This is a genomic window from Solidesulfovibrio fructosivorans JJ], from assembly GCF_000179555.1.
GTDB classification, from domain to species: Bacteria; Desulfobacterota; Desulfovibrionia; order Desulfovibrionales; family Desulfovibrionaceae; genus Solidesulfovibrio; species Solidesulfovibrio fructosivorans.
In genome coordinates, this window is sequence record NZ_AECZ01000033.1 from 1 (window position 1) to 13,813 (window position 13,813).

The following is a 13,813-nucleotide window of genomic DNA, read 5'->3' on the forward strand; positions in this document are numbered from 1 at the left end:
GGGCGGGAACCCTTTTTTACCAAAAAAGGGTTCCCGCCCCCCGGTTCCTCTCTCCGCTCCTCTCCTCACAAGGAACGACTATGGCGGTCAATGTTTGGGGATATTTGAAGGAATATGAAGCGGAGCGGGAGGAGATCCTGGCCGCCGTTACCGCTGTTTTGGAGTCTGGCAAGCTGATTTTGGGGCCGCATGTGGCCGCCTTTGAGGAGGCGTTTGCCGGCTATTGCGGGACGCGGTTCGGCGTGGGCTGCGACAACGGCACGAGCGCCGTGATGTTGGCGCTGCTGGCGGTGGGGATACAGCCCGGCGACGAGGTGATCACCGTCGCCAATACGGCCGTGCCCACGGTTTCGGCCATTGTCAGCGCCGGGGGAGTGCCGCGGTTCGTGGATATCGATCCGGCCACGTATCTGATGGACGCGGGCAAGCTGGAAGCGGCCGTGACCCCGCGCACCAGGGCCATTTTGCCCGTGCATCTTTTCGGCCAGTGCGCGGCCATGGAGGCTGTGCGGGAAGTGGCCGATCGCCACGGGCTACGCGTGGTGGAAGACTGCGCCCAGGCCCATGGCGCGGCGCGAAACGGGCGGGTGGCCGGCTCCATGTCCGACGCGGCCTCGTTTTCCTTTTACCCGACCAAGATTCTCGGCACTTACGGCGACGGCGGCATGGTGCTGACGGGAAGCGAAGAGACGGCGAAAAAGCTCAAGCGCCTGCGTTTTTACGGCATGGAAAAGACCTATTACGCCCTGGAGCACGGCTACAATTCGCGCCTGGACGAGATCCATGCCGCGATTTTGCTCGGCAAGCTCAAGCACCTGCCGGACTACATCGCCCGCCGGCGGCAGCTGGCCGCGCGTTACGACGCCGAGCTCGCCGACACGCCGCTGACCCTGCCGGCCGTGGCCCCCGGCAACGAACACGCCTATTACCTGTACGTGGCGCGCCACGAAAAGCGCGACGCCGTGATCGCCGGGCTCAAGGAGCGGGGCGTCAACGTCAACATCAGCTATCCCTGGCCCATCCACACCATGACGGGCTATACGTATCTGGGCTACAAGGAAGGCGACCTGCCCGAAACCGAGCGGGCGGCCAAGGAGATTTTTTCGTTGCCCATGTACCCGTCGCTCACGGACGCCGAGCAGGATACGGCCATCGCCGCCCTGCGCGACACCCTGGACGCGGTCGGGGCCTAAGCCCAAGGAGTTTCCCCGTGGAATTCGGCGCCATCGCTTTGGCCATTATGGCCGCTTTTACCGGCGCGGCCCTGTATATCAACATCGTCGAGCATCCCGCCCGGCGCGTTTTCCTGGATGCCGACATGCTGGCCCAGTGGCAGCGCAGCTACCCGAGAGCCAGGCGGATGCAGGAATACCTGGTCATGGCCGGCTTCTTTTTCGGCATGGTCGGGCTTCTCTGGACGGGCAAGGGGCTGTATCTGACGGGCTCGCTTTTCACCTGCGCCATCTGGGTGGTGACGCGCAAGTGGATCATGCCCCTCAATACCACGCTCATGGCGACGAACGCCGAGGACGCCGATGCCGGCATCCGGGCGCTTTTGGAAAAGTGGAACATTCTCCACGTCGTGCGCACGGGGCTCGGTTTCCTGGCCGTACTGAGTTTTTTTGCTGCGCTTTAGAGGGAGGGAAGATAGCGAGAGGGGAAACCCTTTAAAAAGGGTTCTCCCCTCTCGCGCTCTCCCCTTCCTAAAGTTTATAATGGTTACGGGTGGGCTATGGGGAACATTTTGTTTCCATTAAAAGTCTTTGGAAAGGGGGTCCGGGGGGAAACCTTTCTCCAGAAAGGTTTCCCCCCGGTTCCTATGTCCTCTCTTGCCACTTCCCTTTGGCCTGACGGCGAGTTCCGGAGCGTCTGCCGTGTCTGTCACGGCGGTTGCGCGACCCGGGTGACGGTTGTCGGCGGACGGGTGACGCGGGTGCGACCCTGGCCGGGATCGCCCTTTAATTGCGGCCGCATGTGCGTCAAGGGCCTGTCCACGCCCGAGGCGATGTACCATCCGGACCGGCTGCGTTATCCGCTTAAGCGCGTGGGCGAACGGGGCGCGGGGAAATTCGTCCGCGTTTCCTGGGACGAGGCCCTGGCCGACATCGCCGCCCGCCTGGATACGTTTCGCCGGGAATCCGGCCCCGAGTCCGTGGCCCTGGGCCAGGGCACCGGCCGGCACCATTATTTCCACGTCATCCGCTTCGCCAACACCTTCGGCACGCCCAACTGGTACGAGCCGGGGCTGGCCAACTGTTTCATTCCGCGCATCACGGCCTGCAACCTGACCTATGGCGGCTTCGTGGCCGGGGACTATTACGGCGACGTGCCGCCGCGCACCATCCTTTTCTGGGGCCACAATCCGCTGGTCTCCGGTCCGGACGGCGAGCTGGCCTTTCCGATCAAAAAGGCCCTGGCCGGGGGAGCCTACGGCATCGCCGTCGACCCCAGGCGCAGCGAGACGGCCAGGCGTTGCGGCCTGTGGCTGCCGATCCGGCCCGGCACCGACGCGGCGCTGGCCATGGCCATGATCCGGGCCATCATTGAAGAGGGCTGGTACGACCGGGAGTTCGTTGAGGCCTACGGTTCCGGGTTCGAGGCGCTTCGAGAGCGGGTGGGGGAGGCCACGCCCGAGTGGGCCGAGGAGGTGACCGGCGTGCCGGCGGCCTCGCTTCTCGAGGCCGCCCGGCGCTACGCCCTGGACAAGCCGTCCATCCTCGAGTGGGGCGTGTCGTTGGAGCAGAACCCCAACAGCCTGCAAACCGTGCGGGCCGTGGCCATCCTGCGCGGGCTGACCGGCAATCTGGACATTCCGGGCGGGGATGTCTTTGGCCACGACCTGGTGGCCGCCTATCCGGTCATGCGCCAAGCCCTGCCGCCGGACGCCCTGGCCAAGCGCATCGGGGCCGACCGGTTCAAGCTTCTGGGCGGGTTTCGGGCCTTCATGCCGGCGGCGCACATCCCCGGGCTTTTCGGGGCCATGCGCACGGGCGAGCCCTACCGGGTGCGGGCGTTGCTCGTTTTCGGCAACAATCCCCTGGCCACCGTGGCCAACAGCCTGGGTGTACTGCGGTCCCTTCGCGCCCTGGACCTGCTCGTCGTGGCCGATCATTTCATGACCCCGACCGCCGCGTTGGCCGATTACGTGCTGCCTTCGGCCTATTGGCCCGAGATCGACCAGATCATCGAGCTGCCGCTGGTGGCCCCGCGCGCGGTCTTTGCCCATCGCAAGCTGGCGCATGTGGGCGAGTGTCGGCAAAACGAGCTGATTTTAAGCGACCTGGCCCGGCGTCTGGGACTTCCCGGGGCCGATGAGACGCTCCCCGACATTCTCGACCAGCGCTTGAAGCCCATCGGCCTGACCTTCGACGAGCTGGCCGACCGGTTCATGGTCATGGCCGAACCCGTCTATCGGCGGTTTGCGGAAAAGGGCTTTCGCACGCCGAGTCGCAAGGTGGAATTATCCTGCAAGGCGCTGGCCCGGCTGGGCTACGATCCGTTGCCGTCCTTTGCCGAACCGCCGGAAAGTCCGGTGTCCGCGCCGGAGGTGGCGCGCGAATTCCCGCTGGTTCTGACCACCGGGGCGCGGCGGCTGGAATTTTTCCACAGCGACGGCCGGCAGGTGGCCGGGCTTCGCAAGAGGCGTCCCGATCCCCTGGCCGAGCTTGGGCCGGCCACGGCCGCCCGCTTCGGCATCGTCGACGGCGACTGGATGCGGGTCAAAAGCCCGCGCGGGGCCATCCGCATGCGGGCCAAGGTCACGGCCGACATCCGGGAAGGGGTGGTCAGCGTCGACCACGGCTGGTGGTTTCCCGAGCGCGGCGGGTTCGATTTCGGGGCTTTCGAGTCCAACGCCAACGTCCTGACCAATGACGGCCCGCCCTATGATCCGGCTTTCGGCTCGTACCAGCTGCGCGGACTTCTCTGCGCCGTGGAAAAGGAGCCGGGCTAGCCTCCGCCCAATCGGCTCCCTATCCTTCCCTCGAAAAACGTATTCTCTATAACCAACTAAAAGATAAAAACTTTAGGAAGGGGAGAGCGCGAGAGGGGAGAACCCTTTTTAAAGGGTTTCCCCTCTCGCATTCTCTTCTCCCCTCTTCCTGTCAGTGGATGAAGGCGCTTTTGTACTGCGCGTAGAGCGCCGCCGCGGCCGGGCCAGCGAAGGGCGAGCAGTATTCAGGCAGGCTGAAGGCGACGATGCCGTCGTGGGGCAGGCGTCCGGCCGTGTCGAGCTGCTTTTTCAGGCGCTCGAGGGGCGCGGGAATGGCCTGGAACGGCTTGTCGTTGATCGGCGGTCCGGCGACCTGGGTGAAGGTTTCGACGACCGGGGTGAAGGCCCGGCCGGTCTCCTGGGCGGCCTGGGAAACCGCCGTCAGGAAGATGCCGGTTTCGCCGTGGAGCAGCTTGGCCACGCCCACGCCGTCCTGGAAGAGCACCCGGTCGATGCCGCTTGCGCCGAGAATCCGCGTCCAGAGCCGGCGCAGCACGAGGGGCTCGGCAAAGGCGTTGGAAAATCCGGACACGGCCACGGGCAGGCCCGGCGCGATCTGGCGCAGGCCTTCCCGCAAATCGGTCAGGTATTCCACCAGCACGTCCTGGCGATCGGGTTCGAGCCAGCTGCGGTCGTCGATTTCCTGGGGAATGTAATAACCGACGACGGTCGGATCTTCCGCCGTAAGCGCGGCAAGCTCCTTGGCGGCGGCCAAGCTTTCGAGGAGCAGCCGGCGGAAATAGACGCGTACGAGCTTGGGGTCCCGCTTGATTTTCTCCCAGTAGGCCGAATCGTGCACGAGCCCCAGCATGAGGCGCATGCCGCTTGCCCTGGCCGCCTGGAGCACGGCCGGCAAGGCGATGTTCGGCGGGGCGGTGAAGTGCTCGCTTTGGTAGGTGGGAGCCTTATCGTTGACGCTCCACTGCACCACCACTTCATCCACGCCGATGGCGCGCAGGGCGGTGAAAAGCGCCTGCCAACGGTTGGCGTCCCAGGAATCATGGTCGGCCAGGAGCTGGAGAAAGGTGCCGGTGAAACCCGGCGTCTCGGCGGCCGCCGGCCGTGTGGGGCCGAGCAGCGCAAGGAGGCACAGCAGTGCCGGGACGATGCGGCGAAAAGCGCTTGCCATGGCCCCCTCCGATCAGAATTTGAGAATGGTGGTCAGAAACAGGGCGTTGATGACGTTTTCCCTGTCCGTGACCTTGGTTTTGTTGAAAAGCGTCCCGTACTTGTATTGCAGCAGGAATTCCAGGGACGAGCGTTCCACCTCGTAGTCGGCGCGGTTGAAGAGGTATTTGAATGACAACCCGCCGCCGCCTTCCACGTAGGACGACTCGTTGAGGTCCGGCGACCAGACCCGCACGTCGGCCACCACGTGGGGCGTGATGAGGAAGCGGTCGCGGACGTTGAACGAGATGCCCTGCCGGCCTTCGGCGTAAAACATGCTGCGCGGGTCGTTTTCGGTGTAGTAGTCGTATTCACCGTAGAAGTATGAATAATTCCAGTATTTTTCTTTCGGTTTGACGTCGTAGCCGTCGGTCAGGGAATACATGGCCCGCAGCAGCCAGTTGTCCTCGGCCGCCTTGCCGAGTTTGAACAGCCGCTCGACGCCGACGTTGAGGTTCTGGGTCTTGAAGGGCTTGTAGCGCAGTCCCGCCGCGCCCTGCCAGGACTTGTCGTCGATTTCCAGGCTGTCCTTGTTGAAGCTGGCCGTCACCCGGCCGATGACCTGGAGAATGCGGTCGTCGCGAAAGCCGACCTTGGGCGGAATCCAGGCGAACTCCGCGCCGGCCCCGGAGCGGATGGTGTCCATGGAGTCGCCCCCGGAGGAGGGCAGCGGCCCGGCGTCCCCGGCGATGTAGGACATGTAGGCCGTGGTGGTGAAGTGCGTCTCCAGCTTGGTTACTTCCTTGCGCATCCGGTAGACGTCCTTGTCCAGCTTTTCCCGGTCCGCCGGGCTGTCCACCGGGCGCAGCGGCGCGTTGTCGATGGCGCGCTTGAAGCGGTCCACGGATTTGTTGTTTTCGCACTCGTGCATGTAGGCGTAGCCGAGGTCCTCCCACAGATGCAGGTAGTCCGGGTCGCGGTGGAGCACGGTCTCGAACACCTCGGCCGCCGCGGCGTACTGCTTGTCCTCGCTTAGGGCGTAGCCCAGGGCGGTCAGGTAGCGGTTGGCGTCGTCGAGCTTCACGGCCCGGCGGTAGGCCTCGATGGCTTCCTTCACGTGGTGGCTGTCGCGCAGCACGTTGCCCAGGCGAAATTCCGTGTCGGCGTCCGGGCGTATGGCCAGCGCCGCTTCGAGGAACTTGCGGGCCCTGTCGTAATCCTTGTCCGCCTCGGCCAGGCTGGCCAGCTCGGACAGGCGCATGATCTTGAGGTCCGGGGGAAGCGTTGCCGGGTCCACGGCTTCGAGGGTCTTTTTGGCTTCCTCGGGATGGCCGGCCAGCCGTTCCAGACGGCCGAGGCGCGTGGCCGTTTCCGGATCGTAGCCGAGTTCCAAGGTGGCCTTGAAGGCCTCGATGCCGGCCTCGTTGCGGGATTCCCCGGCGTAGAGGAATCCCTGGGCCCGGTAATAGGCGCGGCGATCCTGGGCCGAGAGAGAGGCGAGGTCCGGGGCGGCCTTGTCGTAATCGACCAGGGCCAGACCCGGCTTGCCGAGCTTTTCGTAGCACAGGGCCATGGCGATGCGGGTGGCCGGGTCGGGATTGAGGGCCAGGGACCTGGTGAAGTCGTCCAGGGCTTCCTGGTAGCGGCCGGTCTTGTAGGCGATCTGGCCCAGGGCGGAGAGCAGCCGCCAGTTGGGGCCGGACAGGGCCAGGGCGCGGCGGAAGGCCTTTTCGGCGGCGGGCAGGTCGCCGGCCCCGGTCAGGGCGTAGCCGAGGTTTTCCTGGGAGGCGGCGACGTCGCTTCGAAGCGCCCCGGGCGCGGCGGCCGCCTGCCGCCAGAAGGCGATGGCTTTTTGACTGTTGCCCAACGTGCCGTAGGCCTGGGCCAGGGTCATGATGGCCTTGGCCTTGCGCGGGCCGTTATCGAGAAGCCCAAGGGCCCGGCTCAGGGGTTCGACGGCCTTGGCCGGCCGACCCGAAAGCGCGGCCGAGGTGCCGAGGCCCAGGGCGATTTCCGCCTGCTTGTCCCGGGGCAGGTTCGAGGCCAGGCGCGAGGCCTGCTCGAAGGCGTCATAGGCCTTGGCGGCATTTTTCCGGCCGGCGTAGACGTTGCCGAGGGCGAGCAGGGCCTCGGCCTTGTCGGCGGGGCTGATGTCCTGGCGGGTAAAGGCCTCGAGGCTGGCGATGGCGTCCTTGTCCATGTCGGCGGCGGCGAAGCTCTCGCCGGCCTGGCGCAGCAGGGCGGGTTGCCCGGCGGCGGCCAGTTCCTTGAAGATGGGGGCGGCCTCGGCGTTGCGGCCCAGGCGCGAAAGCAGGTTGGCCACGGCCAGGCGGTAGGCGTCGCGCTTTTGGGGGGTCGCGGCCTTCTCGACCAGGGTCTTGTAGATGCCAAGCGCCCGTTCGACCTGCCCATCCCTGACGAGCGCTTCGGCCAGGGAGGCCTGGATATCCTGCCCCGCGCCGGCCGAGAGGGCCTGGGTGAAGGCGGCCACGGCCGCCGGGGCGTCGCCCAGGCGCAGGTTCGTCTCGCCAAGCTGGGTCAACAGCCGGGCCTTGTCCGCGCCCGGAGCCTGGAGCGCTTCCTCCAGGACCTTGCGAGCGGCGGCGTTGTCCCCGGTTTCGGCCAAAAGCGTGGCCTTCATGGCCAGGATATGGGAACGCTGTTGCGGGTCCTTGGCTTCGGCCAGGGCCTTGTCGAGATAGGTGATGGCGGCGGTATTCTTGTCGAGCTTGGTGAGCAGCGTGGCCAGTTCGAGCAGGGTGTTCGGGTCCGCGCCCATGCTCACGGCCTCGTGCAGCGCCTGGGCGGCTTCCTGGGTGCGCCCCGCGCGCTGTTCGGCCCGGGACAGCCGGATCAGGGCCAGGGGCTCGCGGCGCAGGTCCACGGCGGCGCGGAAATAGGCGGCCGCCTCGTCGGGCTTGTCCGCCTGCATGGCCAGCACGCCCAGACGCATGTTGAGGCGGTAGGCTTCCTTGGGTTTGGGCTTTTGGGCCAGAAGCGGCGTGAGTTCGGCGGCGGCGGCGTCGTAGCGCTTGAGCGAGGCCAGGACGTTGGCCAAAAAGAGCTTGTTTTCCAGGGTCGGGGCCAGCCGCGTCAGTTCCTGGCCCAGGCGGGCGGCCTCTTCGAACCGGCCGGCCTTGTTGGCCAGGACGGCCTGCTGGTGCAAAAGATCGGGATCCTTCGGAGCCAGGGCGCGGGCTTCGGTCAGATACGCGCCGGCCTTTCGCGCATCGCCCGTGTCCGCGCTGGCCACGGCCAGGGCGCGCAGTGTGGCGAGTTTTTCCTTGTCGTTTCCGGCGGCGGCCAGGGCCTTTTCAAAGGCCGATACCGCCTGGGCCGCGTCCCCCTTCTTGGCCCACAGCACCCCCTTGGCCTGATCGAGGGCGTAGTTGTCCGCGGTTTCGGGCAGGCCGGAGAGCAGGGACAGGGCTTGCTGGTAGCGCCCGAGCTTCGCCAGCACGTCGGCCGTGGCCAAAACGGCCACGCGGTGCGGTACGGGCTTGTCCTTGGTCAGGGCCACGGCCTGCTCCATGGGGGCGACGGCGGATTTGAGGTCGCCGGCGCGCATGAGGCAAAGGCCCGAGGTGAGCAGGGCGGCGGCGTTGTCGGGCTTGGCCGCCAGGATGCGATGGGCTTCGGCCATGGCCGCGTCGTAGCGGCCCAGGTCGTAGAGCAGGTCCATGTAATCGCCGCGCGCGGCAAGGTCGTCCGGCTGGAGCTTGAGATAGAGCTCGAATTCTTTTTGCGCGTCCTCGAGCCGGTTTTCCTTCATGCGGCGGTAAGCCATGTCCAGATGCGGATAGGCCTTGAAATGCGACAGCTGCCTGCCGATCCAGCTCTTGTCTTTGCCGTCGGTCGCGCCGACTTCGTGGGCATTCCCCGCGGCCAGGGCCTGTCCGCCCGCGAGGCAGAGGACCAGGAGGGGCAGGACGAAAATGATGCGGCAACGGGTGCTTTGCATGGTGTGGTCCACGTATGGCCTGGGTTGGTACAGCGGGGCCGCTTTCGCAAAAGCAAGAACCAGTCCAAAACCGCATGAATCGTATCTTGCAGAAAAAGAAGGGAAAATATTACGGGAGGGTGGGTGCCGCGTCCCTCCCGTTTGTTTGATTCAATCTCCGCCCCGTGTTTGTTTTATTTTGTGACAGGGGCGGGCGACGCCGCATCCATCTCCCGGGCGGCGTCCGCCAACATGTCCGGTGTGGCGTAGCCGAGCTGACACAGCACCTCGCGCAGTGGCGGACAGGAGGTTTCCTGTTCGCGCAGGGCCTGGGCCAGTTGGTCGGTGGTGATGTAGCCCTGGCCGACCAGGAAATCGCCGAAGCGGCCCGTGGACTGGGCGCGGGAACGGAAGCGCGCCTCGGCTTCCTGGAGCCGCGCATAGTCGAGGACCTGCCCGCGCACCAGGATGTCGCCGAGGCGCGTGTAGCAGGCGCGGCGCTTGCGGGCGGCGTCTTCGAATTGCTCCTCGGTCACCATCTGGCGGTCCTTGAGAAATTTCCCGACGGAGTGTTCCTCCGGCGTGGTGCTTTCGTCCAGCCGCTCGAAGCCCCGCCGGATGGCGAAGGCCAGATCGCTTTTGGCGGCCAAAAAGAGCTCGATGGACCGGCCGGCGGCCTTTTCCATGTCCATGAGGGCCTGGGGTGAGGGCGGGCTCTCCACGGCCACGGCCAGTGAGCCGCTCGGCAGGATTTCCAGGGGAAAGACGCCGTTGGCCACGGCCACTTCGCGCGGCAGGGCGGCGATGGCGTCCAGGGGCACCAGATAGGGATCGATTTCCCGGGGTTCCAGACGGAATTGCTGCCCCAATACCTGGACCAGTTCGTGCTGGCTGGTCAGTCCCATGTCCAAAAGCACCTGCCCGAGGGGTTGGCCGGTCTCCTTCTGGCGTGCCAGGGCGGCGTCGAGTTGGGCCACGGTGACGAAGCGCCGGTCCAGCAGCAGGTCGCCCAGGCGGCGGCGGTAGCTCACCAGTTCCGCTTCCGAAGGATAGACATGGTCGGTCTTGTCCCAGGCGATGGTTTTCCCGGTGGCGAGGAAGCGGGCATAGAGCCTCAGCGCCCGCATGGTGGCCACGAAGTTGATGGTGTTGCCCCAGATGAGCCGGGGGACGGAGAGCAGCCCCTGCCAGAAGCCGTAGACGCGCCAGACGTAGAGCATGCGCATGCCCGCGCGCCAGAAAAAGAAGAAGATGTTGGCCAGAAGCAGATACCAGGGCCAGGTCCCGGCCTCGACGATGGGCGGATAATGGTAGGCGTCGGGGAAAAGGAGCTGGTAGAGCCAAAGCGCCGCGACCACCGGGACGATGCAGTTGGCCAGCATGCTGATCTGGTTGGTGAGAAGGGCCTTGCGGTCGCGGTAGAGCATGTAGCGCGTCCAGAAGCCCCCCTGCCAGCCGAGGCTGGCCCAGCCTTGCAGGGCGATGCCCATGATCCAGCGGGATTTCTGGCGCACCGCCGCCCGGAAGGTGCGGGGAAAGTATTCGCGGATGACGATGAATTCCGGCTTGGTCACGGCGCGGGGCTTGCCGGTAAAACGGCTCTTGCGGCTGACCCGGCGGTGCAGCACCTGGCGTACGAACACCTGGCGCAGGCCGAATTTGTGCATGCGCAGGCCGAAATCGTAGTCCTCGGTCAGGGAATCGATGTTGAAAAGCTGGTTGTTGTTGGCCTCGGCCAGCATCTCCAGGGCCCGGCGGCTGTAGCCGCTGCCCACCCCGGCCGAGGGCACGGACTTGCTCAGGATTTCCCGCACCAGCATGTCCCGGGCGTGGTTTTCGGCGAATTCGTCGGCGTAATGGCCGGGCGTGAAGCGCCACCACTTGGGGATGAGCGGGAAGACCGGCAGCTGGATCATGTCCTTGCGGGGAATGAGGTAGTTGAAGAGCTTCAAATACAGGGGATGGACCAGATCCTCGGAATCGTTCATCACGAAGATTTCGAAGGTGGTCCCGTGTTCCTTTTCGTAGTGCTTGATGCCGGCGTAGACCCAGTTGAGGCAGTCGGCCTTGTTGGTGGGGCCGTCTTTGGGGCACACGATGCGGTTGACGTTGCCGTACGCCTCCCGGGCCAGGTCCACTTCCCGTTGGGTCTTGGGGTCGTTGGGGTAGGTGCCGACGAAAATCTGGTAATTGGAATAGTTGAGGGTGCGGATGGTGTTGTCGAGCATGCGCCGGATGACGGCCGATTCGTCCCAACAGGGGATCATGATGGCCACGGGCTTTTCCGGCGGGGCGAGCAGCTGCTCTTCGGTCAGGCGCGGGTGTTTGCGCCGGATGATCAGGTACCGGTAAGCTTGGCGCAGCATGTAGACGATATCGATGAAAAGTTCGTCGAAGCCGCTGAGCAGGAAAATGACGCCAAGTCCGATCAGCAACAGCTGGAGCCCGAGCAGGGCGTAGGGCATGATGAGTTCGAAGGTGGTCATGGCTGCGGGCCCTCCTGGTCTTGGAACTGTTGGTCGGTCGGAAGCACGGGCCGGTCGCCGGCGGCGAAGCGGCAGATCGCTTCGGCGATGCGGTCGGCGGCCCTGCCGTCGCCGTAGGGATTGGGGCCGCGCCGCATGGCTTCACGGGCCGTTTCATCGGTCAACAGCCGCGTCGCCTCGGCCACGATGGTCGCCCGGTCCGTGCCGACCAGTTTGGCCAGCCCCAGGCGCGAGGCCTCGGGCCGTTCGGTGACCTGACGCAAGACCAGCACTGGGGTGCGAAAGGTCGGGGCCTCCTCCTGCACGCCGCCGGAATCGGTCAGGATGAGGGTCGCGTCGCGCATGAGCGGCACAAAGGACCGGTAATCGAGCGGATCGGTCAGGAGCACGTTCGGGAGCCCGCCGAGGGTGGGGAAGGCCACCTCGCGCACATGGGGGTTGCGGTGCACCGGGTAGACGAAGGCCACGTCGGGAAAGGCCCGGGCCAGGTCGGCCACGGCGGCGCAGATGTGGCGCAACGCCTCGCCCCAGCTTTCGCGGCGGTGGGAGGTGACCAGCACGAACCGGCCGGCTTGGGGCGCGAGTTCCCGCAGCAGCGGGCAGCGCCCCGGCCCCAGGGTTTCGGATAGCCCGAGCAGGGCGTCGACCACGGTGTTGCCGGTGACGATGATGCGCGCCAGGTCGTGTCCCTCCCGCAGCAGTTCCTCCCTGGCCAGGGGGGTGGGAGCGAAGTGGAGCCCCGCCAATACGCTGGTCAGGCGTCTGTTGGCCTCTTCCGGAAAGGGATTGGCCATGTCGTGGCTGCGAAGCCCGGCCTCCACGTGCCCCACCGGGATGCCGCCATAAAAGGCGGCCAACGAGGCGGCGAACACGGTGGTGGTGTCGCCCTGGACCAGCAGCATGTCCGGTCGCAGCCGGGAGAGGCATTCCGTTAGTCCGCCGATGGCGGCCTGGGTCAGGCCGGACAGGCTCTGGTCCGGCGTCATGAGGGCCAGGTCCACATCGGGCTCGATGGAAAAAAGCGAAAGGGCCTGGGCCAGCATTTCCCGGTGCTGTCCGGTGGAGACGATGCTGCGGCGCAAGGTGTCGCCACGCGTGGCCAGGGCGTGTATCACCGGGGCCATTTTGATGCCTTCCGGCCGCGTGCCGACGATGACGGCGACATGGTATTTTTCGGACATGCCTGCTCCTTCCGGGATCAGACCGTGGACATGGTTTCCTTATTTCGGATAAAAACGGTCTGAAATCAATCAATATAATAACCAAGCCCGGAGAGGACGCAAGGGGGCATGGCCGCATCGGGGCCCTACGTGCCGCCGGAGTGTGCGGAGGCAGGGGAAAGAGGAGAGCTAGATGGTCAGGTCCAGGACGGAGCCCTTGGCCAGGGAAGCCTGGACTCCGGGTAGGACGCCCGGATCGATGCCGGCGTCGTCGCCGTACTGGCCTTGCAGGTAGGCGTCGGCGGCGGACAGGGCCGTGCCGAGGCCCTTGCGGTCCGTACCGGTCGCTTCGAGGCTCGCGGTCAGGATGTCCGAGACGGCGTCGGCCGTGGCGTCTCCGAACCGCTTGGACACGTCGTCGATGGCCGAGGCCAGGGTGGACTGGATGGTATCCGTGGTCCCGGTGCCGTCCGAGGCGTAGAAAAGCTCGTTGTGGCCGTTTTGGAAATAGCCGTTGACCGCGTCGTTGAGCGCGCCGTTGAAGTTGGCGATGGCCGCGTCGCCGGCGGCGATGCCGAAATTGCGGTCGATGAACTTGAGCGAGGAGACAAGCGCGTTGCCCACGGCGTCCTCGCCGCCCGAGCCGTCGCCCACGCCCTTGACGATGATGCCCATGACCGCCGTGGCCGCGGCGTCGCCGTGCTTTTCCCGGATGGCGTCGATGGCCTCCGACAGCGAGGTTTGCAGGTCCCCGGCCGCGCCGCTGTCGATGAGCGCCCCGGCGTTGCTGGCGGATTGGGCGTCCTGGAGCCGGCGCAGGATTTCGGCGGCAAAGGTGTCCGAGGTCGTGCCGGAGGATTTGGCGGCCAGCACCGGCGTGGTCTCGGCCTGCTCGGAATAGCGGCCGAGTTTGAGCCCCCGGGCGTCCGCCTTGTCGGTTTGGGGGAGCAGACTGGAGAGACCGGACTGCTGGGTATGAAGGGCTGTAATCTCCATGGACGTTCCTCGACGACGCAATCCTTAATGAAGCCTATCGGCCGGTTCGGCCCGGGCTTTAGGCCGGCGGCCGCATTGCCTCGTGCATCCCCTTCTGGTAGGTCCCCTGCACAAAACCGCGCATCAACGAAAA

8 protein-coding genes are annotated in these 13,813 nt (G+C 65.7%); 3 read left to right on the forward strand and 5 right to left on the reverse strand.

Annotated elements, in window-relative coordinates; all coding sequences use genetic code 11:
• The first annotated feature begins 80 nt into the window (after window positions 1-80).
• From DESFRDRAFT_RS17085 to DESFRDRAFT_RS17095, 3 genes are all read left to right on the forward strand, one after another.
• Entirely contained in the window at window positions 81-1,193 is a 1,113-nt protein-coding gene (locus DESFRDRAFT_RS17085; RefSeq protein ID WP_005996022.1) for a DegT/DnrJ/EryC1/StrS family aminotransferase, read from the forward strand.
• Window positions 1,194-1,210: 17 nt separating this feature from the next.
• On the forward strand, window positions 1,211-1,636 hold the full coding sequence (locus DESFRDRAFT_RS17090; RefSeq protein WP_005996023.1) for a DUF1772 domain-containing protein: 426 nt from the start codon (window positions 1,211-1,213) through the stop codon (window positions 1,634-1,636).
• A gap of 183 nt (window positions 1,637-1,819) precedes the next feature.
• Window positions 1,820-3,952, forward strand: coding sequence for a molybdopterin-containing oxidoreductase family protein (locus tag DESFRDRAFT_RS17095; RefSeq protein WP_043795169.1), 2,133 nt, complete (start codon window positions 1,820-1,822; stop codon window positions 3,950-3,952).
• 151 nt (window positions 3,953-4,103) lie between these two features.
• Here DESFRDRAFT_RS17095 and DESFRDRAFT_RS17100 read toward each other — a convergent pair whose 3' ends face one another.
• The 5 genes from DESFRDRAFT_RS17100 to DESFRDRAFT_RS17120 form a co-directional block, all read right to left on the reverse strand.
• Window positions 4,104-5,120 (reverse strand): DUF4434 domain-containing protein, encoded by a 1,017-nt coding sequence (locus DESFRDRAFT_RS17100; RefSeq protein WP_005996025.1) that lies wholly within the window; start codon window positions 5,118-5,120, stop codon window positions 4,104-4,106.
• A gap of 12 nt (window positions 5,121-5,132) precedes the next feature.
• On the reverse strand, window positions 5,133-9,059 hold the full coding sequence (locus DESFRDRAFT_RS17105; protein WP_005996026.1) for a tetratricopeptide repeat protein: 3,927 nt from the start codon (window positions 9,057-9,059) through the stop codon (window positions 5,133-5,135).
• Window positions 9,060-9,232: 173 nt separating this feature from the next.
• Entirely contained in the window at window positions 9,233-11,524 is a 2,292-nt protein-coding gene (locus tag DESFRDRAFT_RS17110) for a glycosyl transferase family protein (protein ID WP_005996028.1), read from the reverse strand.
• Entirely contained in the window at window positions 11,521-12,705 is a 1,185-nt protein-coding gene (gene wecB / locus DESFRDRAFT_RS17115) for a non-hydrolyzing UDP-N-acetylglucosamine 2-epimerase (protein ID WP_005996030.1), read from the reverse strand. Before wecB ends, DESFRDRAFT_RS17110 begins: the two co-directional genes overlap by 4 nt.
• Before the next feature lie 168 nt (window positions 12,706-12,873).
• Window positions 12,874-13,680: a hypothetical protein gene (locus DESFRDRAFT_RS17120; RefSeq protein ID WP_005996032.1), complete on the reverse strand. Its 807-nt coding sequence runs from the start codon at window positions 13,678-13,680 to the stop codon at window positions 12,874-12,876.
• Window positions 13,681-13,813 lie beyond the last annotated feature (133 nt).